At 62.9% G+C, this 22,281-nt stretch carries 20 protein-coding genes; 7 read left to right on the forward strand and 13 right to left on the reverse strand.

The window, feature by feature from the left end:
* Positions 1–108: 108 nt before the first annotated feature.
* On the forward strand, positions 109–2,391 hold the full coding sequence (locus SLW55_RS01375; protein ID WP_152181994.1) for a glycoside hydrolase family 3 N-terminal domain-containing protein: 2,283 nt from the start codon (positions 109–111) through the stop codon (positions 2,389–2,391).
* 361 nt (positions 2,392–2,752) lie between these two features.
* Here the strand turns inward: SLW55_RS01375 and SLW55_RS01380 are convergent, their stop codons facing one another.
* Positions 2,753–5,269, reverse strand: coding sequence for an excinuclease ABC subunit UvrA (locus SLW55_RS01380; RefSeq protein ID WP_017916168.1), 2,517 nt, complete (start codon positions 5,267–5,269; stop codon positions 2,753–2,755).
* Positions 5,270–5,396: 127 nt separating this feature from the next.
* Complete coding sequence (locus tag SLW55_RS01385; RefSeq protein WP_320744355.1) at positions 5,397–6,038, reverse strand: HD domain-containing protein; 642 nt, start codon at positions 6,036–6,038, stop codon at positions 5,397–5,399.
* Positions 6,039–6,264: 226 nt separating this feature from the next.
* On the opposite strand from SLW55_RS01385, the gene SLW55_RS01390 reads away from it, so the two are divergent.
* The 6 genes from SLW55_RS01390 to SLW55_RS01415 all read left to right on the forward strand — a co-directional run bounded on the left by SLW55_RS01390 (position 6,265) and on the right by SLW55_RS01415 (position 11,016).
* Positions 6,265–6,726 (forward strand): GNAT family N-acetyltransferase, encoded by a 462-nt coding sequence (locus SLW55_RS01390; protein WP_320744357.1) that lies wholly within the window; start codon positions 6,265–6,267, stop codon positions 6,724–6,726.
* A gap of 147 nt (positions 6,727–6,873) precedes the next feature.
* Positions 6,874–7,134, forward strand: coding sequence for a hypothetical protein (locus SLW55_RS01395; protein WP_244667378.1), 261 nt, complete (start codon positions 6,874–6,876; stop codon positions 7,132–7,134).
* Between the two features lie 78 nt (positions 7,135–7,212).
* Positions 7,213–7,635 carry a hypothetical protein gene (locus tag SLW55_RS01400; protein WP_320744360.1) on the forward strand — a complete coding sequence of 141 codons (423 nt, stop codon included), beginning with the start codon at positions 7,213–7,215 and terminating at the stop codon, positions 7,633–7,635.
* Between the two features lie 338 nt (positions 7,636–7,973).
* Positions 7,974–8,429, forward strand: a complete 456-nt coding sequence (locus SLW55_RS01405; RefSeq protein ID WP_320744361.1) for a hypothetical protein — start codon at positions 7,974–7,976, stop codon at positions 8,427–8,429.
* Between the two features lie 5 nt (positions 8,430–8,434).
* Entirely contained in the window at positions 8,435–9,193 is a 759-nt protein-coding gene (locus SLW55_RS01410; protein WP_320744363.1) for a hypothetical protein, read from the forward strand.
* A 5-nt stretch (positions 9,194–9,198) separates the two neighbouring features.
* A complete protein-coding gene (locus SLW55_RS01415) occupies positions 9,199–11,016 on the forward strand; it encodes an XVIPCD domain-containing protein (protein ID WP_320744365.1) in 1,818 nt (605 codons plus the stop codon).
* 164 nt (positions 11,017–11,180) lie between these two features.
* Here SLW55_RS01415 and SLW55_RS01420 read toward each other — a convergent pair whose 3' ends face one another.
* From SLW55_RS01420 to SLW55_RS01470, 11 genes are all read right to left on the reverse strand, one after another.
* A complete protein-coding gene (locus tag SLW55_RS01420; protein WP_320744367.1) occupies positions 11,181–11,477 on the reverse strand; it encodes a hypothetical protein in 297 nt (98 codons plus the stop codon).
* A 315-nt stretch (positions 11,478–11,792) separates the two neighbouring features.
* The gene (locus tag SLW55_RS01425; protein WP_320744369.1) at positions 11,793–13,400 is read right to left on the reverse strand and encodes a type I restriction-modification system subunit M; all 1,608 of its coding nucleotides are present in this window, start codon (positions 13,398–13,400) and stop codon (positions 11,793–11,795) included.
* On the reverse strand, positions 13,397–13,591 hold the full coding sequence (locus tag SLW55_RS01430; protein ID WP_320744370.1) for a hypothetical protein: 195 nt from the start codon (positions 13,589–13,591) through the stop codon (positions 13,397–13,399). Before SLW55_RS01430 ends, SLW55_RS01425 begins: the two co-directional genes overlap by 4 nt.
* Positions 13,588–14,106 carry a zeta toxin family protein gene (locus SLW55_RS01435; protein WP_320744371.1) on the reverse strand — a complete coding sequence of 173 codons (519 nt, stop codon included), beginning with the start codon at positions 14,104–14,106 and terminating at the stop codon, positions 13,588–13,590. Before SLW55_RS01435 ends, SLW55_RS01430 begins: the two co-directional genes overlap by 4 nt.
* Positions 14,103–15,287 (reverse strand): AAA family ATPase, encoded by a 1,185-nt coding sequence (locus tag SLW55_RS01440; protein ID WP_320744372.1) that lies wholly within the window; start codon positions 15,285–15,287, stop codon positions 14,103–14,105. Before SLW55_RS01440 ends, SLW55_RS01435 begins: the two co-directional genes overlap by 4 nt.
* On the reverse strand, positions 15,284–16,582 hold the full coding sequence (locus SLW55_RS01445; protein ID WP_320744374.1) for a restriction endonuclease subunit S: 1,299 nt from the start codon (positions 16,580–16,582) through the stop codon (positions 15,284–15,286). The genes SLW55_RS01440 and SLW55_RS01445 overlap by 4 nt, the downstream gene beginning before the upstream one ends.
* Positions 16,572–19,586 carry a type I restriction endonuclease subunit R gene (locus tag SLW55_RS01450; protein WP_320744375.1) on the reverse strand — a complete coding sequence of 1,005 codons (3,015 nt, stop codon included), beginning with the start codon at positions 19,584–19,586 and terminating at the stop codon, positions 16,572–16,574. Before SLW55_RS01450 ends, SLW55_RS01445 begins: the two co-directional genes overlap by 11 nt.
* Positions 19,587–19,927: 341 nt before the next feature.
* The gene (locus SLW55_RS01455; RefSeq protein ID WP_320744377.1) at positions 19,928–20,818 is read right to left on the reverse strand and encodes a restriction endonuclease; all 891 of its coding nucleotides are present in this window, start codon (positions 20,816–20,818) and stop codon (positions 19,928–19,930) included.
* Positions 20,819–20,908: 90 nt separating this feature from the next.
* Complete coding sequence (locus tag SLW55_RS01460; protein ID WP_320744630.1) at positions 20,909–21,097, reverse strand: hypothetical protein; 189 nt, start codon at positions 21,095–21,097, stop codon at positions 20,909–20,911.
* A gap of 88 nt (positions 21,098–21,185) precedes the next feature.
* Complete coding sequence (locus SLW55_RS01465; RefSeq protein ID WP_320744379.1) at positions 21,186–21,599, reverse strand: hypothetical protein; 414 nt, start codon at positions 21,597–21,599, stop codon at positions 21,186–21,188.
* Positions 21,583–22,254, reverse strand: coding sequence for a transcriptional regulator (locus SLW55_RS01470; RefSeq protein WP_232760428.1), 672 nt, complete (start codon positions 22,252–22,254; stop codon positions 21,583–21,585). Before SLW55_RS01470 ends, SLW55_RS01465 begins: the two co-directional genes overlap by 17 nt.
* Between the last annotated feature and the right edge of the window lie 27 nt (positions 22,255–22,281).

A 22,281-nucleotide genomic window follows, 5' to 3' on the forward strand; every position in this document is an offset into this window, starting at 1 on the left:
TGTTCCAGGGAGCGCGCCTGCCGATCCGCGGTTATCGTGCACCGCATCACAACTTCTCGCTCCCGATGAGGTAGCGTGACCATCGGGGTCCAAACAGGGGATTTGCCGATGACGTTTCGTACCACGCGGCGCGGGCTGTTGCTCGGCGCCGGTTCGTTCGCGTTGCTGTCGCACGTGCCGATGGGCCTGGCCCTGCCGCGCACGCCGGCGAAGACGCCGGCCTTCATCGATGCGCTGATCGCGCGGATGACGCCGGAAGAGAAGGCCGGGCAGCTGACCCTGTTCGGTTCGGCGCAGCAGACCGATGCGGCGGCGGCCGCCAATCCGGTCAACGTGCGCCCCACCGCCGAGGGCCAGTTGGCCGCGGCGCGCGCCGGACGCCTGACCGGCATCTTCAACGGCTCCAACGTGCGCTGGCACCAGCAACTGCAGCAGGCCGCGCTGGAGAGCCGGCTGAAGATCCCGATGCTGTTCGCCGCCGATGTGATCCACGGCTTCACCACCGTGTTCCCGGTGCCGCTGGGCGAAGCCGCCAGCTTCGAGCCGGAGCTGGCGCAACGCACCGCGCGGGCCGCCGCACTGGAAGCCAGCGCGGTCGGCATCGACTGGACCTTCGCGCCGATGGTCGACATCGCCCGCGATGCGCGCTGGGGCCGCGGCGTGGAAGGCAGCGGCGAGGACGTGCTGCTGGGCCGGCGTTTCGCCGAGGCCCGCGTGCGCGGCTTCCAGGGCGAGGGCATCGACCATGCCGATGCGCTGGCCGCCTGCGCCAAGCACTTCGCCGCCTACGGCGCGGCCGAGGCCGGCCTGGACTACAACACCGTCGACATCTCCGAGCGCACCCTGCGCGAGGTGTATTTCCCGCCGTTCCAGGCCGCCTTCGGCGCCGGCGCGGTGACCACCATGGCCTCCTTCAACGAGCTGTCCGGCGTGCCCGCCACCGCCAACACCTGGCTGCTGAGCCAGGTGCTGCGCGGCGAGTGGAACTACAGCGGCCTGGTCGTCTCCGACTACACCGGCGACCTGGAACTGGTCGCGCACGGCTACGCCCGCGATGCGCGCGACGCGGCGCGGCTGGCGTTCCTGGCCGGCGTGGACATCAGCATGCAGAGCGGGCTGTACCTGCAGCACCTGCCTGGCCTGGTCGCCGACGGTGCGGTGCCGATGGCGCGGCTGGACGACGCGGTGCGCCGCGTGCTGCGCTTCAAGGCCGCACTGGGCCTGTTCGACGACCCGTTCCTGCGCATCGTGCCCGAGCGCGCGCAGGCGCGGCAGCGGCGCCCGGAGACGCTGGCACTGGCGCACGAGGCCGCACGCAAATCGGTGGTGCTGCTCAAGAACGAGGGCGAACTGCTGCCGCTCAAGCGCCAGGGCCAGCGCATCGCGCTGATCGGGCCGATGGCCAGCAACTGGGTGGAGAGCGCCGGACCGTGGACGCTGTTCGGCGGCGACGACAGCGGCAACGACCTGGCCACGGCCCTGCGCGCGCAATTGGCCGATCCGGCCGCGTTGCAGGTGGTGGAAGGCTGCGCGTTCGAACACGCACTGCCGGGCGGCGTGCAGGCGGCGGTGGCCGCAGCGACCGCCGCCGACGTGGCGATCCTGGCGATCGGCGAACCGCTGCGCTACTCCGGCGAAGCACAGTCGCGCACCGACATCAGCATCCCCGGCGCGCAGCAGTCGCTGCTGGCCGCCGTGGCGGCCACCGGCACGCCGGTGGTGGTGGTGCTCAGCAATGGCCGTGCGCTGGTGCTCGACGGCGCGGTGCTGGACGCGCCGGCGATCCTGGTCAGCTGGTTCCTCGGCTCGGCCTCCGGCCCGGCGCTGGCCGACATCCTGCTCGGCGTGCACGGCCCCTCCGGGCGCCTGCCGGTGAGCTTCCCGCACGAATCCGGGCAGTCGCCGTACTACTACGCGCACAAGCCCACCGGTCGCCCGGATCCGCGCCCGAACGCGCTGACGCCCTTCACCACCCACTACCGCACGATCTCCAACACCGCGCTGTTCCCGTTCGGCCACGGTCTGACCTATGGCCGCATCGAGTACGGCGAACTGACCTTGAGCACGTCGCGGCTGGCCGCCGGCGGCACGCTGAAGATCGCCGCACGCATCCACAACCGCGGCCACCGCGACGCCGAGGAAGTGGTGCAACTGTACGTCCGCGACCGCAGCGCCAGCATCACCCGCCCGGTGCGCGAACTGAAGGATTTCCGCAAGGTCGCGGTGCCGGCCGGTGGCAGCGCCAGCGTGGACTTCGTGCTGCGCCGCGAGGATCTGCTGTTCGTGGGCCAGGCGCTCAAGCCGACGGTGGAACCGGGCCAGTTCGATCTGTGGGTCGCGCCTTCGGCGCAGGCACCGGGGCTGACGGCCAGCTTCGAACTGCTGGGCTGATCGCCGCAGCCTCGGCAACCGCTGGCGGTGGCGGCCACGCGGTCGCCACCATGGCCGGCGCGTGGCCAACGTGGGCAGCGTTTCACGTCGGCGGCACTGCGGTCTGTCGCGTCACAATGCGCGATGCGGCATGGGACCTCATTGCGGGAGCGGCTCCAGGCGGTTTTCAGACTACACGGAGCCGTTCCCGCAGAGCCGTGCGGAGCCTTACCTGGGTGCACTCTGGGAGGGACTTCAGTCCCGACGCTTTGCAGGGGCAGGCACCCGGCAGGCTTCGCTTGCTGCGACTGCATCATCGTGCATTCCGGCATGCCCTCGCCGTGTCGAAACTGACGAAGACCACGCGCCGCGACGCGCGCGCCTACCCCGCCAATTCCGCAGCCAGGAAAGGCGCCGTTCGGCTGCCTGCATGCGTCGCCACCACGCCCGGCACGCCCGCCGCCACGACCTTGCCGCCCGCCCCGCCCGCGCCTGGCCCCATGTCGATGATCCAGTCGCTGGCCGCGGCCACGCGCATGTCGTGCTCCACCGCCACCACGGTGTTGCCCGCCTCCACCAGCCCGTGCAATTGCCGCAGCAGCGTGTCCACGTCGGCCGGATGCAGGCCGGTGGTGGGTTCGTCCAGCACGTACACGGTGCCGCGGCGCTGTGCGCGCTGCAGCTCGCTGGCCAGCTTGATCCGCTGCGCCTCGCCGCCGGACAGTTCGGTGGCCGGCTGGCCCAGGCGCAGATAGCCCAGGCCCACCTCCATCAGCACCTGCAGCGGCCGCGCGATCGCCGCATCGTCGGCAAAGAACTCCAGCGCCTGCGCCACGGTCATGCGCAGCACCTGTGCGATGTTCTGGCCGTGCAATTCGATCTCCAGCGTCTTGGCGTTGTAGCGCGCACCATGGCAGGTGGGGCACGGCGCATACACGCTGGGCATGAACAGCAGTTCCACGCTCACCGCACCCTCGCCTTCGCAGGTCTCGCAGCGGCCCTTGGCGACGTTGAACGAAAAACGCCCGGCGTCGTACTTGCGCTTGCGCGCTGCCGGCGTGGCCGCGAAGCGCTTGCGCACATGGTCGAACAGGCCGGTGTAGGTCGCCAGGTTGGAGCGCGGCGTGCGCCCGATCGGCGCCTGGTCCACCTGCACCAGCCGCCGCACGTGTTCCAGGCCGCCGGCAATGTAGCCATCGGTGGCGACACGCGCACCGCGCTCCAGCGGATCCAGTTCCTCCTCCGCCTCGGCCGGCGCCTGCCCCAGTTGCGTGCCCAGCAACTCCACCAGCGCCTGGCTGACCAGCGAGGACTTGCCCGAGCCGGACACGCCGGTGACCGTGGTGAACACGCCCAGCGGGATGTCCACGTCCAGCGCGACCACGTTGTTGCGGCTGACCTCGCGCAACTGCAGCCAGGTCTCCGGCGAGCGCGGCGCATGGGCAGCGGCGTGCGGTTCGGCGAACAGGTAGCGGCGCGTGGACGAGGCCTGCACCTGCGCCAATCCCACCGGCGGACCGCTGTACAGCACCTGCCCGCCGTGCTCGCCGGCACCGGGGCCGACATCGACGATCCAGTCGGCATGGCGGATCACGTCGATTTCGTGCTCGACCACGAACAACGAATTGCCCGCGCCCTTGAGCTGGTCCAGCGCGCCCAGCAACGCCTGCGTGTCGGCCGGATGCAGGCCCGCCGACGGCTCGTCCATCACATAGACCACGCCGAACAGCTGCGAGCGGATCTGCGTGGCCAGGCGCAGCCGCTGCAGTTCGCCGGGCGACAGCGTCGGCGTGCTGCGCTCCAGGGTCAGATAACCCAGCCCCAGCGCCTCCACCACCTGGATCCGCGCCAGCAGGTCCTGGGCGATGCGCTGCGCGGCCAGCGCCTGCTCCGGATGCCGCGATCGGCCCTGCATGCGGCCTTCCGCCGCGGGACGCAGCAGGTCGGCCACCTCGCCGAGCGGGCGCTGCGACAGTGCGCCGATGTCCAGCCCGGCGAAGGTCACCGACAGCGCCTCGCGGCGCAGCCGCTTGCCGTCGCAGCTGGGGCACGCGGTGCTGATCAGGTACTGCGCCACACGCTTCTTGATCAGCGCGCTCTGCGTGGTGGCGAAGGTGTGCAGCACGTAGCGGCGCGCGCTGCTGAAGGTGCCCATGTACGCCGGCTCCTGCTTGCGCTTGAGCGCGCGCTGGGTCTCGGCCAGGGTGAAGCCGGGATACACCGGCACGGTCGGTTGCTCGTCGGTGTACAGGATCCAGTCGCGGGTCTTCTTTGGCAGCTTCGCCCATGGCACGTCGACGTCGTGGCCGAGCGTGGTGAGGATGTCGCGCAGGTTCTGCCCGTGCCAGGCCGGTGGCCACGCCGCCACCGCGCGTTCGCGGATGCTCAGCGAACGGTCCGGCACCATCGACGCCTCGGTGGCGTCGTAGATGCGGCCCAGCCCGTGGCAGGTGGGGCAGGCACCGGCCGGCGTGTTCGGCGAGAAGCCGTCGGCATGGATGATGTCCTGCCCCGGCGGATACGTGCCGGCGCGCGAATACAGCATGCGCAGCGAATTGGAGATGGTGGTGACGCTGCCGACCGACGAGCGCGTGCTCGGCGCGCCGCGATGCTGCTGCAGCGCCACCGCCGGCGGCAGGCCGTCGATGGCGTCGACGTCGGCGACGCCGGCCTGGTCGATCAGGCGCCGCGCATACGGCGAGATCGAATCCAGATAGCGCCGCTGCGCCTCGGCGAACAGCGTGCCGAACGCCAGCGACGACTTGCCGGAGCCAGACACGCCGGTGAATACCACCAGTGCATCGCGCGGCAGCTCCAAGTCCACATCCTTGAGGTTGTGCTCGCGCGCGCCACGGACGCGCACGAAGCCGGAAGCGGCGAAAGCGGGAGGCGTGGACATGGGCAGGACCGGCAACGCAAAGGAGCGCGCAAGCTTAGCCGGTCGGCTGCCATGGGCGTGTCGCGGCCATCGCGCTGCAGCGCGCTCGGTCGTCGGCGAAGGCGCACCGTCGCCGGCGACGCAAGTCTCAGCTCAGCGCGGGCGCCGTCAGCGTGTCGATATCTTCGGCGCGCGCGGCCAGCGCCTGCATCCGCGTCACCGCGCCGGAGAAAGCGCGCAGCACCGCCACGCCGCGTTCGGCATAGATCGCATGCAGCGCCTGGTAGTACCACAGCGTGCCGTCGCGGCCGGCGGTGAAGCGCTCGAACACTGCCGCACCGACCTCGGGGTCTTCCAGGTCGGCGACGATGCTGCGCGCGTTGTAGAGCTTGTCGCAGGCCGACACCAACAGCACCGAATCCGGGGCCTGCGCCAGATGCGCCAGATACGCCTGCTTGCGGATGCGCCAGTCGCGGCGCTTGGCCGGCACGTCCGCGGGCACCGCCTTGCGCTCGGCCGTGGCGTCGGTACACGCCATCACCATGTCCGCCACCGCCTGGCCGAACTGCGCGCGGATCACGCCCTCATGGCCGGCGCCGCAATCCTCCACCACGTCGTGCAGCAGCGCCGCGATCGCCTGGTCCTCGTCGCCGCCGGCCTCCAGCACCAGCGTCGACACGCCCAGCACGTGGCTCAGATACGGCACCGTGCCGCCCTTGCGGAACTGGCCGGCGTGGGCGATGCGCGCGTAGTCCACGGCGCGCGCGTAACGTTCGGTGAGAGCGGTCATGCGGCGATCCTGACGGAACAGGCCGGCATTATCGCCAAACTTGCCGGCGTGAGCGCGTGGAGATGCGGGTGGACGTGGCTGCCGTTCAAGCCGCGTGTGGCGGCCATGGCGTATCTGATCGGCCGACAACGCGTACGGACGCGGGCTGCCGTGCAGCCCTGCCCTGGTTCAAGCGCGTTCCCCGCTTACACTTCCCTGTTCCCGCACCACCGCAACGCTCGCACGCATGAACGTCCGTCATCTCGACCAGCACGCCCCGGAACTGCCGCAGATCGCCGCCTGGTACCACGCGGCCTGGGGCCGCGAAGCGGGTTTCACGCTGGACGACGAACTGCGCCAACTCCAGCGCGCCGCGGATGCGCATGGCCTGCCGCGGCGGCTGGCCGCCTTCGATGGCGCCCGGCCGATCGCCGTGGTGCAGCTGAAAGACCGGGAAATGGACGCCTTTCCGCAATATCCGTACTGGCTGGGCGGCATGTACGTCGCCGATGCCTATCGAGGGCGCGGCATCGCCGGTCGCCTGCTCGCCCATGCCCTGGCAGACGCCGCGGACCTGGGCCTGGACGCCCTGTACCTGCAGACCGAGTACTTGGACGGCGGCCTGTACGCCCGCCACGGCTGGCAGCCCGTGCAGGAAGCCGATTCCTACGGCACCCGCGTGTTGCTGATGGTCCGCCAGGTCGGCTGAGCCAACGCCAGCGGGACCCGGGCGTCTGTACATTACTTTTCCCCCGCGCCGCGTTAACGTGGCGCTTGGAAAGATAGGGCGTCAGCCACCAACCGACCGCTCGATCGACAGACACGCATGAACGCAGCGCCGAGGATGCAACCCACCATGATCACCGACACCGCCCACGCCGTGGACGACACCGCCACCGACAGCGCCCCGACCCCGCCCGCGCGCCGTGCCGCCCTCTCCGGCCGCGCCGCCGCGCACAGCGTGTACCGCTCGCCGCTGTCCGCCGACGACGCCGACGCGGAAGCGCTGCGCCTTCGCGAACAACGCGCCAAGCGCGCGGCGCAGGTGGCCGCAGTCGGCACCGTCGCCGCCCTGGCTGCCGTGGCCCTGATCGCCTGGCGTCGCGCACGGCGCTGACCGCGCAACAGCCCTAGACGCATCCGGCATCATGCGCCGAGCAGGAAGCTCGCCACCGCCCACGCAGGGAAAGTCCTCATGACGCCATGGCACCGCATCGCCCAATTCGCCGGCCTGGCGCTGGTCCCCAGCGCCTGCAGCATGCCCGCCGCCGCCCGCAAGACGCCCATGGCCTCGGCGGTGCTGCGCGTACCGACCGACCTGCCCAACCAGCGCCTGTTCGACTGCACCGAATCCAGCATCGCCACCCTGTCCGAGAACAGCAGCTCCTGGCCCAAGGTCACCCGCGAAGATCCAGCCAAGGGCATCCTGGAATCGGGCGACTTCCCCGAAACGAATCGCAGCGGCTTTCGCCTGCGCCTGGAGCGCCCACCGGGCGCCAGCCAGGCCAAGCTCGCCCTCAAGGGCGCCGGCGCCTATTTCGTCGACCTGGGCGTCGACCAGGCGATGCAGGATCTCAAGACCGCGTTGGATCGCTGCGTCGCCACGCGGCCGCTGTGAGCCCGAATAGCACACGATAGTTCTGACTCCCGCGCCGTACAGCGACCAAGGAAGGACACGACCATGCCCAATTACGCCATCGAAGCCCGCTCGCTCGGCGTCATCGGCATCGCCGGCCACGCCTTCTGGGTGCTGCGCGAGAACACGGCAAGGCCGTGGCGGAACTGCATGGCCTGGCCACCGATCGCCAGACCGGCTAGGCCATCCCCATCGGCACCGACGAAACCCGGCACTCGCTGCGCGCCTGGCACTACCCGCACGATCCTGCGTACGCCCGCTCCATCGGCGAAAAGGTCGACAGCACCACCTACATCCGCGACGACCAACCGTCACGCACGGTGGCCACCGGCGACAAGCACGAGATCCTGGAGCGCTGGAATACCGCGGTGCGCGCCGTGCCGGAACTGAACGCGCAGGACCGCGACTATCCGAACTACGGCTTCAAGGTCTTCGGCGACACCGTCAACAGCAACTCCGGCTACCGCACCTTCGGCGAGCTGATGGACTTGCCCGTGCAACGCTTCCCTGGACGCCTCGAACCGGGCATCGGCAACCGCATGCTGTCGCCGGAACGCACGGAAGAACTGCGGTATCACGCAGCGGACGGGCAGGAAAGGCAGCACTTACCGGATCCCACACGTGCCGACCACCCCGATGACACAATGGTCCAGCAGATCCGCAGCGTCGGCCCTAAACGCCCTGAACGGAAGGCGATCCGTGCCATACCCATGGTCTACGACATCAGCCCGGCAGCGCAGTACCCTATCGAAAGCGGCAAGCCAACGAGCTATTAACGCTTATGCAAAGCAAATGGCGGATGCGTATGTGCCATTGCTCCGACCAAAAAGAAGACATCCATGGGACGCCCAAACATGAACGTTTGAGGTCGACGTCGTTGTGCGGCGCAAGAAGAAGCAGCGTCCAGGCCAGCAAAAATGGAGCAGGCAACGTGAAAGCAACTTCAACGATTCCATTGGCCATAGCAATCATCTTTCTATCAACATCCTGCGCAACCACCGGCTTGGCAGCCAACGAGCGACAAGCAGGAAACATGAAGGAGCACACGGAAATGACGCCAGCCGAACTGGGCCATCGCTTCCTAGCGATGATAGAGACTATCGACAAATTCGATGACCTGTCCGCGGAGTCGCTGCAACGGCTCATGGACGTCCCATTCACCAGGGATGAAGCGAAAAATTCCGGGTTCTACGTACTAAATTCCCAAGAAAACTGGAAGTACAACCTCACCTACAACTTCGACGAGAAATTTTCAAGATACTCGAATGTAAATCTGGAAATATCCGCAGCAGGAGGCACAAGTGAAGCAACTTCACCGCCATGCGACCTGATATTGAAAAACTACGATGACTCCTTGAAGAAGCACGGCTTCAAGCCCGAGCCAACGTCCTACAACGAGTTCGGCTGGGCGCTTTCCTTCTATTATTCGCGCAACGATCTTTACATCCAAATCATCCCCCAGAACAAAGCACTGAAGTCTCCAGACGCACCTGGCGGAACCTGCATCGAAGCGATCAGCCTCCACAAACTAGAAGGGTGACGACAATGCCAGCAGCTAACGCACAGTTGCAGGCGGCCTTGGCGCGATTCGGCAGCCAGCCCGGAGTCACCGCCGATCAGGCAGCACAGTTGCGCGCAACCATTGCTGCAGATCAGGACCTTACACAGCGTCTGAATCAAGAAGCTGCCAACGGTCATTTGAGCGGCTTCGCATTGAGCCAAAGCGGCTCCCAATCGTTGATCGGGTCTTACGACAAGTCGTCCGGGGTTGTCACCCTTCCCACACTCCAACCTGGCTCCGCCGCTGCAGAAGATTTGCGCGGTACTCTGCGTCTGCAGGAGATGAGCATACGCTTCGCTCACACCACCTATGTAGACGCCAACCAGCAAAGCCATGCGGTGACCCAAGACATGGTCACCAATCTGCAAGCGACGATCAACAGCTCGCCCGCACTGGCCACTGAAATGAAGCGAGCGGTCACCACGATCGACAGCAACACCAGTAGCAACCGGCAACAGCACATGTTGCTTGAGAATTTTGCACCTCTTAGCGGAACTGTCGCAGGCGGAACCTTCAATCCTGCAAACAAGACGATGAGCATCCCGCCTACTACGCTGGGGCAATCGCCAAGCCGGTTCAATCAGAACGGCGCTACCGACCTGACATTCGTACTGGGCCACGAGACCCAACACGCCTTCAATCAAGTGCCGATGGTCGGCGCCTATCGTCAATTCGATTCCGCCGTGAAGGCGATCGCCAGCGACAACAATCCGATCAACGACTACACGGTTCCTATCGAAAACTTGGTTGCAAGAAACCGGGAGGATGAGGCAAAGGCACAAATTTCGGGCTGGAACGCATTGATCGATCGAGAGCGTCAGATCAACCCTCAGGTCGATCTGACCGCCATGAAAGGCATTCCGAATAGCCGCATCAAGGACTTTGTCGAAGCAGACCCGGCCAATCCTAGTCAAGCCAGAGCACGACCAGGACTCAGCTTCAATGCGGACGGTTCGCTCCCGATGACGCCGGAGAACATTGCCGCACAAGGGCACTACTACTTCGACAAGCTTCCCAAAGGCACGCCTGGCCTGTCAGTGGATCAGACAACCGGCATCGGCTATCACGGCGACTCGGACTACCCCAATTACTACGGCGCCTTGGCACTGAGCCGCGCGATCAAGATCGACAGAGAAAACGCGCACTCCATCCGCGGCGTCGCGCCGCAAATGCATCTGAACATGCAACGCTTGCACTTCAACGAGACCTTGCTGGAGCGCAACGGCATCACCTTGCCGCAAGGCAGCACGGCCACCCCTCAGGCGTTCTGGGATACCAGCACGACCCCGCCAACACCCGGCCTGCTGCAACACACTCAAGATTCCCACCAGCACATCAGTCCAACCTCCGAGCGCGACTCGCCGCACGCAGGGCGCGCCCAGCCCGGCGACCCTGGACATCCCAGCACCCACTTGTTAGAGAAGATCCGCGATGGCGTGCGCGGGCTGGACCAACAAGCCGGCAAACCGTGGGACGAGAACAGCGAGCGGCTGAGCGCGAGCCTGTTGCTGTTGGCTGGCGAAAAGGGGTTCACGGCAAAGGACGATCTGAAGGTCGCGACCAATACGCCTACCGCCACCTTGGGCAGCGGCGAGGTGGTGCACCTGTGGCGCACCGGCCATCCATCGCCCGACCCCGCCGCGCACCGAGCGCACATGCCTATGCAGGAAGCGCTCGCGGCGCCGACGGAACAGCGCTTCGCGCAGTTGGAGGCGGTGCGGCAAGCCAGGACCGAGGAACTGCAACGTAGCCATCAGCAGGAGACCGTGCAGACGCAATCGGCGCCGGTGCGTTCGATGTAGGTGCCGCAAGCCCGCCTACCGTGCGCCAGGGCGGGCGCGGCATCGGACTAGCCACGGCGGTGCTGGCAGCCGCGAGCGACGGGCTGCACAACAGCTTCAACTCCATCGACCAGAAATCACACGCAAGAGCGAATAGCAACTCGCCTACCGCCGACGAGCACCTATCATGGCGCCCTGCTATCGGCTCCATAGCGCTGTGCCTGATGCGGGGACTGACGCTGCGCCGGCCACGACACCTCGCGCAGCACCATATCCAGCTGTTCCGCGAGCAGTTCCATGCACACCGCCAGCTCACCCGCACGCACTTTCGGGGCGGCCTCGCGCTCTTCGGCCACACTGCGCGGCTCTGCCAATCTTGCGAGGAACTTGACGAACTCGCCTAACCGCACCAACCGAAACTGGCTCTCTTCGGGCAGGAAATAGCCCGCCATTTCAAGATCGTCCGTTCTGTACTCCGACATCGTCGCCTCTCCTTCCATGAAGTGGCCGTCCGCCGCAATGGCGGACGGGAAGTCGGGAGGCTAGAAACCGCACACAGCCGGCGGGCTTATTCCCCTTGCGGGTGTTGTATTCACCGCCCTCCCGACACAGACGTTGCGTCGGTTGCACCTGCTTAAAACATGCAGGCACAAAAAACCCACCAGTTTGTCGGAGGTGGGTACCGCTGTGTGCGGAGTTTCTAGGCTCCGTTTAGTAATTTTGCTACTGGCAGCGAAGAACGTCAAGCCTCTCATCGCTGGTGAAGCAATAATCCTCTGCTACAAACATCGTCACACCTATGGCAACGGAGGCAAGCCCAACTCGGCCAGAAACGCGTTGTGCCGCCGCTTCGCTTCTGCGATGTCCTTCTCGATCTCTACCAGATTCGCATGTACGGCAACAAGGTCGATTTCTTCCTCCGCCTGCGCCGTGCTGACATATCGAGAAATATTGAGGTTGAAATCGTTGCGCTCGATCTCCGCCATATCCACACGACGCGCGTAGCGTGGCGCTTCCTTCCGGTACTGGTAGGTATCGACGATCTTGGCGATGTGCTCGGGCAACAAGCGATTTTGGCGTTTTCCCTTCTCGAAATGCTCGGCAGCATTGATGAACAGCACGTCATCAGGCTGTTTGCACTTTTTCAGCACAAGGATGCAGACCGGAATACCAGTGGAATAGAACAAGTTGGCCGGCAGCCCGATTACGGTATCGATGTGGCCGTTCTTGAGCAGCTTGGTGCGGATGCGCGCCTCTGCGCCACCGCGGAACAGCACGCCGTGCGGAAGAATGATGGCCATTACGCCATCGTCCTTCAGGTAATGGAAGCCGTGCAGGAGGAACGCAAAATCTGCTGCCGATTTTGGCGCCAGGCCGTGGTTGCGGAAGCGCATGTCTTCCGGAGACGCCTTGTCTGGGTCCCAGCGGTAGCTGAAAGGCGGGTTGGCCACGACCGCATCGAAACGCGGCATAAGCGCTGGGTTGGACTCGCGCAACCAGTCCCAGTCGTTGATCAGCGTGTCGCCGTGATGAATCGCGAACTCCGAATCCTTTGCCCCGTGCAGCAGCATGTTCATGCGCGCCAGGTTGTAGGTGGTGACGTTCTTTTCCTGCCCTACCAGCTTGCCGATGCCGTGCGGGCCCATGCGCTTGCGCACGTTGAGTAGCAAAGAACCAGACCCGCAGGCGAAGTCCAGCACCTGATCCATATGCTCGCGCGGTCCTGCCGCGGGGTTCTGCCCGTCCAAGGTGACGACGGCCGAAAGAATGTCCGATATCGGCTGTGGCGTGTAGAACTCGCCCGCCTTCTTGCCTGACCCGGCCGCGAACTGACCGATCAGATACTCGTAGGCATCACCCAGCGTATCGCTGTCAGTGGAAAACTGAGCCAATCCCTTCGCAATTTCGCCCACGATCTTGACGAGTTGCGCATTGCGCGCCTTGCGCGTCTTGCCCAGCTTCTCGGAATTCAGATTGATTTCAGAGAACAGCCCTCGGAAGGTGCTTTCGAACGATCTCTCTTCGATGTGCTTGAACGCATCCTCTAACGTCCCTAGCAGATCTTCATCCTGCTCTCTCGCCAATTCGGCGATATTGGTCCAGAGGTAATCCGGAGGAATCACGTAATGCACCTTCCGCCGCATCTGCTTCTCGAACGCAGGCACGTCAGCCTTGTTGTCGGCATACCAAAACGACAACGGTGCTAGGCGATCGCCTTCCTCTAGCTCGGGATAGTCCTCGCCCAGTTCCCGTTTCGCAGCGGCTTCGTAGTTGTCCGACAGATAACGCAGGAACAGGAAGGCCAGCATGTAGTCGCGGAAGTCGTCCGCGTCCATGCTGCCGCGCAGCTTGTCGGCAATGCTCCAAAGGAGCTTACCTAGCTTGTTTTTCTCGTCGTGGGTCATACAGTTTTCGATTTATCGTCTAGGCGCAGCTGTTCCCCAGAAATCCGGATCAGCTTTCCATCCTTCACAACCAACAAGTCGGTATTGGTCTGGATCGCGGTCTTGCGTGCCAACGCAGCAGCCCGCTGCAATGCAGCCAACGACGCACGAAGCTCCGGGCTTCTTGCTTTGTACAGATCCTGCGTTTTCATGTATTTTCTCCCCACTCCAGCAGCACTGGCTCTGGACCGGCATTGTCGTACAAGGCCCATGCGTCTACCCGGGCCTTGTAGTGATGATGGAAATTGTGAAACCCGGCGGCAAAACGGCGCCGGATGATGGGTTCCGGAATGCTGTGGCCGCCTTGCTTGACCCGTTCGGCGACACGTCCGATGGCAGCTTCCGCGCTGGGCAGCGAAAGAAAATAGAGGCTGACATGGTAGCCAAGCGATCGCCATCGGTCGATGTGCCGGCGATAGGCGAGACCAGACAGCGTCGTCTCAAATGCAAAGCTTTCCCCGCGCTTCACGCACTCATCGATTTCCTCCAACATCAGGCGGCCGGCCTTGACCGCCTCGGCCTCAGGCGCGAATGGCGAAAGCCCGGCTGCAATCAAATCGGCATTGATGAAGCGTGGGCATTGCGCGTCCTCTGGCAAAAAAACACGGGCGAACGTCGTTTTTCCCGCGCCATTCGGGCCAGAAATGACGATGATCCGCTTGGTCATTGCCCCTCCCTCTGATCGCGAGAGCCGCCTAGACTCACTTGATCAGGCGCGGAATTTTCCGCGCCCGCCTCAACGCTAGCGAGCAAAGCTCTGTTAAACGGGTAGAACTCCAGAAAATCGTCGAGCACCTTCTCGAAATGCTCCCTGTTCTCCTGAAGCATCTCCACAGGATCGTAGAACGAATAATTTCCGTGACTCATGATGTTGACAACGCGACCGTACAGCGTGGCATCAGGATCATCGCTTGCATCCTGTTTTATGCACACCGAGAACTTGTCGTGGCCGTGGAAGATCTGCGCCTTCTCCAACAAGCCGCGCAGCGCGTTGAAGTGATGCGTGTAGATCTGGCCCGAGTCACGGGCACGACACAGTTCCTCCAGCAAGGCCAGATGATGGAAGAACGGCGTGTCACCGCTATAGGTCAGCGCGAACTCGTCCGTTGCGCGCGCGCGCGACAACAACCATGGCTGGAACTTGTTGCGATCGATCAGTCTGATCTCGTTCCACAGCACGTTGAAGAACAGGGCGTGATGGGTTGAGATCACCGTCTTGATGTTGTGGTCTTTCCGCGCTAGGAATTGCCCAAGGTGATTGGCCACAACAATGGCATTGTGTTCGTCGAGCGAGGAAATAGGATCGTCGATGACGATGTACTTCACCCATCGATAAGCATCCGCCCCATCCATTGCCAGTTGCACGATGGCCAAGAAAAAGCACCAAATGAACATGGTCTCCTCGCCACGGGAAATCTTGATAGGCTGCTCGGCATTGCCTTTCGGATAGAAGCGCACCAGCCCGGCTTCCGCATCGATCTGGAAATCGAAGTCCGCGTAGCGTTGCAGCAGTGGACGAATGCGGGTGTCCATTTCCAGCTCGCGCAAGCCGTCAAAAAAACGGGATTCTTTGTTGAGAACCAATTTTCGGTCGCTGTCGCCGACCAAGTCGTTATCCCAACCAAACAGGTCCTCGGTGTAGGCATTGAAGTACAGGGTGTCGCGCTCATCGCCGTGCCGGCCGATGTTCTTGAACGCCATGGACAGCTGGGTCTTGCCTACGCCATTGTGCCCGTATAGCAGCACGAAGCGCTTGGCCTTTTCAGATGCGTTTGCTGGGCCGTTAAGTGTTGTCCGCATGTGGACTGCGAGCGCGGACAGATCCGAAAATTTTGGTGGCGGACTCATGGTTTAGTACCCGTCATGGCAGGGAACAAACCCTGCATCAGACCCTGCTTGTGTTTCCGCAGCTCGACGATCTGGCGTGACTGCGCTGCGATAACACCATCAAGAGAGCGCACACAGGACGCTATACGTTCTTGCTCATCCTGCCCTGGCACCATCACCTCAACCGACTCCAAGGTAGTTTTGTTTACGGACGGGATAGCACCGCCACAATATTCATTAAGATCAACCAGCTGACTTAATAAATATAAAAAGTAATCATCAGCAACCCCATTAAATGCCTTTATACCCACAACATTGTTATCGATCAAACACTCCTTCAACACGAAAGCGCGCCTATTTAAACGAAGTCCTTCACCAATTCTGGCAAATACCGTGGCACCCTCAGGAATCAACTTTGCCCTCAACTGCAATAGCTCTATGTCGTCCACATAATTCGCAGCAGAAAAGAGCAAGCCCGCATCATTAGCAACAGCCCTCGAAACATCGCTCACTTTACAAAAAGGATATTTCCCACTGACTTTGCCCTGCAATACCTCAGGAAATCCATAGCCCTGAAGAACTTCGCACACTTCTCCTAGCGGCTTGCGCTTCCAGCCACTCTCAAACCCCGAGAAGCGCAGCCGCGGCAAGTACTGGCCTTCAGTGGGAAAAAGCTGCTGCATCAGACCCTGCTTGTGAGTCTTGAGGGCGTCGAGCTTGCGGGTTTCTCTGCGTATGTAGTCGTCCAAGGAAGATAGGCACTCGGATATTTTTCCTTGCTCCTCCGGAGAGGGGACTTTTATCGGAAGCTTCTCAATTTGGTGCGGGTAAAGATGGACCACTGAGTCTCCTTGAGCCACTCGAGCAATAGTGGCCGCAAGGGGTCCATTGAGATAATAACTAAGGAAAATTCCATTCTCGCGCGGACGCAAGACGTTGAGATCGCCACCTAATGCAACACCACCAGGAACGACACAGGCAGCCGTGGCAATATCCTCCCTTGTTTCACCCGATGACGGGATGATAACGTCGTATGGCTCACTGAAGAATAGCGAATCTGATGGCAGCGAGGTCCTTGACAGAACATTTTCAATAACTTCTTCATAAACCGTGTAAAGCTCGCCATATCGAATGCATTGATGAACACCGTCGCTACTAACTTCGGCCTTGGCGATACCTTTTCCTTTGTAGAGGTCTGCAACCTCATCAATTCTTTTTGTCGCCCATTCCCCCGAAAAATTAGGAAATCGCATCCAGCGCTGAACCCCTTGCGCGCCCTCCAAGCACATCGCCGCACCCTCTGCCTTAGTTTGCATACGCACTCAACCCCGCGATCTCCCGCCCCTGCGCCAGCCGCTCCAGCACAGGCCCCAGATCTTCCATCAATGCCAATTCGCGCCGAGTACGTTCCTTCCAACTCAGATCCAGAGGCGCCATCAACACACTCAGCGCTTCGCCGTCGAATACGCGCCGACGCAGGATGTCGTCCACGAAAACGCGGAATTGCTCAGGGTCCAGACCGTGCGCCTGGGCGATGCCCTGCAGCAGTTCGGCGTTGCGGCGCGCCTTGAACGCCTCGTAGCCTTTCCGGATCTCAGCCTCGTCGAGCGCCCGGTCGGTCGGCAGGCCACGGAGGTAGTCGGCAATCACTTCGCGCTCGTCCATGAATTTGGCGTCGGCCTGAATCAGGCCAATCAACTGCTCGCGGGTCATGCTGCGCTCGGCCGGCGGTTTGCCGCTGTCGCGCGCCACCAGGGCCATGATGTAGTCGTAGTCGATCAGGTTGGAGGCGAACAGCACGAACTCGAAGTCCAGATTCTGCACTTCCTGCAGTGCGGACTCACCCTGGGTCTGCTGCTGGGCCTTGAGCCGCTGCGCGGTTTCCAGATACGTGCCGCGCCAGGCGCGCAGGTCATCCGGGCTGACCACCGCATCCACCAGCGCTTGCTGCTCAGGCGTAATGTCGGTGTACTGGTCCACCTGGGTCTTGAGCCGTTGCACTTCCTTGAATAGGGTAACGAACTGGCTGCGGGCAGCGTCTCCGCGCAGGTTGGCGACCTGCTCGGGCCGGTTGTGCAGGCCCTGCGATTGCATGAACGTCTCCAGTTGCTGCATCGCCTCGCTAAGCTGCTCGATGACCTTGGGCGCCGGGTCCACCATCCAAATCCTGCGCGCTCTGTCCCCCTTCTCGCCGGAGAACAGCGCAATGGCCTCGTCCACCTGCGTCTGTTGCCGGCGGAAGTCGAGGATGTTGCCGTAAGGCTTGGAGTCGTTGAGCACGCGGTTGGTGCGCGAGAACGCCTGGATCAGGCCGTGATGCTTGAGGCTCTTGTCCACATACAGGGTATTGAGATACTTGGAGTCGAAGCCGGTGAGCAACATGTCCACAACGATCGTGATGTCGATCTTCTCTGCGCCCTTGCCGGGCAAGTCGGTATCTGGAATCTGCTGCAGCTTGATGCGCTGCTGCACGTCCTTGTAGTAGCCGTCGAACTCGCCGATGCGGAAGTTGCCGCCATAACGGGCGTTGTAGCCTGCGATGATCCGCTTGAGCGCGGCGGCCTTGCCGTCCGGATCCTCGCGATTGTCAGCCTGCTCCTGCGGCAGGTCTTCCTGCAGCTGCCGCACGTCGGCCGCACTTCGGACCGCCTCGTCGCCGCCCTCGGCCGCCACCGCCTGCGCCGGCGGGGAGAACACGCAGGCAATCTTCAGAGGCCGGAAGTCGGGGTCGCAAGCCTGGCGCTGGGCTTGGACGTTGTCGAATAGGTCGTAGTACTCGATGGCTTCATTGATCGAAGCAGTGGCCAGCACCGCGTTGAAACGGCGCTGCGCAGTTGCGGCGTCATGTTTTTCCAAGATCTTTTCGATGACCTTGAGCTTGGGCAGTGCATCGCCTGCTTTGGGAGGTCGCTCGCCATCTGGCTTGAAGTAGTCAACGTGGAACTTCAGCACGTTGCGGTCGTCAATGGCGTGGGTGATGGTGTAGGCATGCAGTTGACGTTGGAACAGATCCTGGGTGGTGCGCAGGCGCTTCTCTTTGCCCTCGCGCTGCACGCTGGAGGCGTTCTCCTCGAAGATCGGCGTACCCGTGAAACCGAACAACTGCGCAGCAGGAAAAAACTCCTTGATAGCTTGGTGGTTCTCGCCGAACTGGGAACGATGGCATTCGTCGAAGATGAATACCATCCGCTTGCTGCGCAAAGGTTCCAGCCGCTGGGCGTAATTGCGCCGGTTGGCGCCATCCAGCGCAAGACCCAGCTTCTGGATGGTAGTGACGATCACCTTGTCGGCCTTGTCGTCGGAGAGCAGCCGGCGCACCAAGGTTTCGGTGTTGGTGTTCTCCTCTACGCATCCTTCCTGGAAGCGATTGAATTCTTCGCGGGTCTGCCGATCCAGATCCTTGCGATCCACCACGAACAGGCACTTCTCGATGTCCGGGTTGTCTTTGAGCAGGGTGGATGCCTTGAACGAGGTCAGCGTCTTGCCGCTACCGGTGGTATGCCAGACATAGCCGTTGCCGCCGTTCTTGTCGATGCAATCGACGATGGCTTTGACTGCGTAGATTTGGTAGGGCCGCATCATCAACAGCTTTTGCTCGCTGGCCACGAGCACCATGTAGCGGCTAAGCATCTGCCCCAAAGCGCACTTGGCCAGGAAAGCGTCGGCGAAGGCATCCAAGTGACTGATCTTGTTGTTGGCCTCATCAGCGAACTGATAGACCGGCAGGAACTGCTCATCCGCGCTGAAGTTGAAGTGGCGCGGATTGTTGTTTGCGAAGTAGTAGGTATTGGTGCGGTTGCTGACGATGAATAGCTGCATGAAGCACAGCAACGTGCGTGTGTAGCCGTTGCCAAGATCCGATTTGTAGTCAACGATCTGCTGCATGGCCCGTCGCGGACTGATGCCCAACGTCTTCAGCTCGACCTGTACAACCGGCACGCCATTGATCAGCAGAATCACGTCGTAGCGATGGTGGCTAGAGTCGTGATTGATGCGCAGTTGGCTGACTACCTCGAAGGTGTTCTTGCACCAATCGCGGGTATTGACCAGGGTGTAGTGCAGCGGCGTGCCGTCGTCCCGGATGAAGGTAGAGATTTCTCGTAGACGCTGCGCAGCGATGAAAACGTCATCAGTGACGATTTCGTCGAGCAGACGCGTGCGCTCACCATTGGTTAGATAGACCCGATTAAGCGCGTCAAACTTGTCCAGGAAGTTGCATTCCAGCGCGTTGCGATCGCGGATATCCGGACGCAAGGTGTACTTCAGCTCGCCCAACTTGACGAGGAGTTCCTGCTCAATTGCGCTTTCCCTGACGTGCATAGATGCTACCCGGCTTACCTTGTTGAACGTAGATAACGGAGAGCCTAATGGCCAGGGCAACTTCATGTCTCTGGGCAGCCCATTGCCGAATGAAAAAATCTCCGCTCAAGGGAGACTTGAGGCCAGCATCAGGCCGTAGGAATCTCGCGATGCCATTGTATGACCCAGACCTTGGCGGGTCGAGAAGGTGCCGACCAGCGCTCGGCCGGTGCACTCATTCAGCACAGGCCAGATGCGCCAGTGGCACGCGCCCAGCCTTGGGCGCGACTGCCTCGGCGATCACCGCAGCGCGCTCATGCCACATAGCACTCCGATCAGGCACAGGGCGTGCCAGCCCGCCGTCACTCGCCCCCAGCAAGAAACCACACCGGTTTTAGCGGCAGACGCGCGCGGGCGATGTCGTCGAGCTGGGCGTAATGCGCCGTCCACAACCCCAGCAGCTTGCGCGCATCGATCAGGCTGATACGCCGATGCGACTGCCGCGCCTCATAGTCCGCATCCTTGGTGAAGCCGGACAAGGCCACGAATAGGCCCACGTCGCCCTCGCCGAGCACGGCCATGAAGCTGCGCAAACCCATCACGTCGATGCGCGGGGAGTTGGCATTGCGCTTGACCTGCACCTTGATACGCGGCGGCCGGGTGCCGAGCGGGTCGTTGTAGGCGATGATGTCGGTGCCGCCGTCCTTGCCGGGCGGGGCGATCCAGGCGACGTGGTAGCCCATCGCCTTCAGCAGTGAGCCGACCAGTTCCTGAAAGTCGTATGGCGGCATCGCCGCCAGGTACGCCTCGATCTCGGTCCAGGCCCTCTCTTCGGCCTCTTCCAGCGTGATGGTGGCCGAGCCTTCGCCGAGTTCTTCCTCGCCCTCCTCGTCCTCGACGGGGTCCGGCTGGGCGCTCTTCCATTTGCGGTAGAGCTGGCCGACCGCGCGGGTGAACTGTTCGGGGTCTGGATAGGTCTGCAAGGCGGCTTCGCCATCGGGCGTCAGGGTCCAGATGCCCTTATCCTTGACCATCCAACCGGCCTTCACCGGCGCCACGGTGCTGAAGCGCACGATCTTCTCGAAGCGGCGGCCACCGGTCTGGTAATCCCCTGCCTCGTACTCGGTCATCGCGACCTGCTTCGCCAGCACCTCCAGCGCGTCGCTGGCGCGCATACCCTCCGGCTGTGCCTTGAGGATCTGGAACAGCATGCGAATCAGCTCGCCTTTGCGGCGCTTGGTGATGTTGGCCATCGGCTTTCCATGTCTCCGGTGTATAGGGTGCGGGACGCGCGCTCAATGATAGCCGCCTTCACGCTGGGGGCTTACCGCTAGGCTCCCGGCTTAAACCTTGCGTGCCGTGTCCAACCGGGACTGCAACGCCGCCAACACGTCGTTTGCCTCGACATAGCGACCCGAGCGACGGGCCTCGGCGCGGGATGCCAACCCACGTGCGACGAAATGCGATGTACCTTCTGCCTCCTCGCACAGCGCCGGATCGAGCCGAAGCGAAGGAGAGGACGCAGGTTTCATCGCTGACGTGGGCCGGATATTTCGCTGGTTGGATTTCGCCATTGCGATGCTCCTTGCAGGAATGGTTGCTTCATCCCGCAGCGCTGACCTATGCGTCAAGCCCAAGCGCCACCCGCACCGCATCGCACGCCGCAATCAAATCCAGCACCAGCCGCTCGCTCACATCCATTTCGCCCTCGTACTCGGCGACGTTGCGTTGGTGATGGCATTTGTCCAGCACCCGCCACACCTCCGGCCCCAGGCCCAAGGTGTGCGGCAACACCTGGAACACGATGTAGCGGTTGTTGGCGCGATAGCCCTTGGCGCGCAGCGCTGCCAGGCACAGCGCGTGCGCAGCGTTGTAGGCCAGGTCGAAGCGGCTTTCCAGGGCCAGCGTGGCGTTCTTGGCGTCGCCCAGGCGGGCCAGGCCGGAGCGGATCAGGCCATCGAATTCGCGTTGGTCGGTCGGTTCGGCGCTGAGTTGCTTGCCGGGGCCAGACAGGTTTTCAAGTGGCGAGGTCATCCATGCCTCCAATTACCCATATCTTGGGTTGCTGCAGCACCCGCTGCAGGAATGCGTTTTCGTCGCGCAGGCGCTTGGCGTAGTCGGCACGCGTGTACAGCGTGGGATTGACCGGGCGGCCCAGCCGCGCCTGCATGCCATCCAGCGCGCGCATCAGGTCGGCATAGCCCAGCGTATCGGAGATCACCATCAGGTCGATATCGCTGCGCGCGGTGTCGCTGTGCTTGGCGACCGATCCGTAGACGAAGGCGGCCACGATGTCGTCGGCGATGGGCTGCAAGGCCTCGCCGAGCGGGCCGGCCAAGCCGATGGTCTTCTGCACGATGCCGAGCAGCTCGTCGTGGATGGGCGAATGCGGATTGGCTTGGTAGCGCTTCTGGTTGCCGATGCGCTGTACCGTGAGCAAGCCGGCGTCGGCCAGCTTGGTCAGTTCGCGCTGCACGGCGCCGGAGCCGCCGCTGGCAGCGGCGATCAGTTCGCCGACACCGAAGCTGCGCTGAGGCTGACCGTACAACAGGCCTAACACGCGTTGCTGGGTGCGAGTGAACAAGGCATCCGCCAGGCCCAGCGTCAGCGCGCGGGAAGAGCGCAGCGCCTCGCCTACGCCCGCGGGATTGAGCAGGTTGTTGACCATGCGGTGCAGCTTACTACCCACATGGACAATTTTCTTCCCATTATGGGT

The organism is Xanthomonas sp. LF06-19 (genome assembly GCF_034105425.1).
GTDB lineage: Bacteria > Pseudomonadota > Gammaproteobacteria > Xanthomonadales > Xanthomonadaceae > Xanthomonas_A > Xanthomonas_A sontii.

Excerpts from the sequence above, each read along its gene's own strand:
- SLW55_RS01375 (WP_152181994.1), top strand. The coding sequence starts at position 109 with ATGACGTTTCGTACCACGCGGCGCGGGCTGTTGCTCGGCGCCGGTTCG.
- SLW55_RS01380 (WP_017916168.1), bottom strand. The coding sequence starts at position 5,269 with ATGTCCACGCCTCCCGCTTTCGCCGCTTCCGGCTTCGTGCGCGTCCGT.
- SLW55_RS01385 (WP_320744355.1), bottom strand. The coding sequence starts at position 6,038 with ATGACCGCTCTCACCGAACGTTACGCGCGCGCCGTGGACTACGCGCGC.
- SLW55_RS01390 (WP_320744357.1), top strand. The coding sequence starts at position 6,265 with ATGAACGTCCGTCATCTCGACCAGCACGCCCCGGAACTGCCGCAGATC.
- SLW55_RS01395 (WP_244667378.1), top strand. The coding sequence starts at position 6,874 with ATGATCACCGACACCGCCCACGCCGTGGACGACACCGCCACCGACAGC.
- SLW55_RS01400 (WP_320744360.1), top strand. The coding sequence starts at position 7,213 with ATGACGCCATGGCACCGCATCGCCCAATTCGCCGGCCTGGCGCTGGTC.
- SLW55_RS01410 (WP_320744363.1), top strand. The coding sequence starts at position 8,435 with ATGCAAAGCAAATGGCGGATGCGTATGTGCCATTGCTCCGACCAAAAA.
- SLW55_RS01415 (WP_320744365.1), top strand. The coding sequence starts at position 9,199 with ATGCCAGCAGCTAACGCACAGTTGCAGGCGGCCTTGGCGCGATTCGGC.
- SLW55_RS01420 (WP_320744367.1), bottom strand. The coding sequence starts at position 11,477 with ATGTCGGAGTACAGAACGGACGATCTTGAAATGGCGGGCTATTTCCTG.
- SLW55_RS01425 (WP_320744369.1), bottom strand. The coding sequence starts at position 13,400 with ATGACCCACGACGAGAAAAACAAGCTAGGTAAGCTCCTTTGGAGCATT.
- SLW55_RS01430 (WP_320744370.1), bottom strand. The coding sequence starts at position 13,591 with ATGAAAACGCAGGATCTGTACAAAGCAAGAAGCCCGGAGCTTCGTGCG.
- SLW55_RS01435 (WP_320744371.1), bottom strand. The coding sequence starts at position 14,106 with ATGACCAAGCGGATCATCGTCATTTCTGGCCCGAATGGCGCGGGAAAA.
- SLW55_RS01440 (WP_320744372.1), bottom strand. The coding sequence starts at position 15,287 with ATGAGTCCGCCACCAAAATTTTCGGATCTGTCCGCGCTCGCAGTCCAC.
- SLW55_RS01445 (WP_320744374.1), bottom strand. The coding sequence starts at position 16,582 with ATGCAAACTAAGGCAGAGGGTGCGGCGATGTGCTTGGAGGGCGCGCAA.
- SLW55_RS01450 (WP_320744375.1), bottom strand. The coding sequence starts at position 19,586 with ATGCACGTCAGGGAAAGCGCAATTGAGCAGGAACTCCTCGTCAAGTTG.
- SLW55_RS01455 (WP_320744377.1), bottom strand. The coding sequence starts at position 20,818 with ATGGCCAACATCACCAAGCGCCGCAAAGGCGAGCTGATTCGCATGCTG.
- SLW55_RS01460 (WP_320744630.1), bottom strand. The coding sequence starts at position 21,097 with ATGAAACCTGCGTCCTCTCCTTCGCTTCGGCTCGATCCGGCGCTGTGC.
- SLW55_RS01465 (WP_320744379.1), bottom strand. The coding sequence starts at position 21,599 with ATGACCTCGCCACTTGAAAACCTGTCTGGCCCCGGCAAGCAACTCAGC.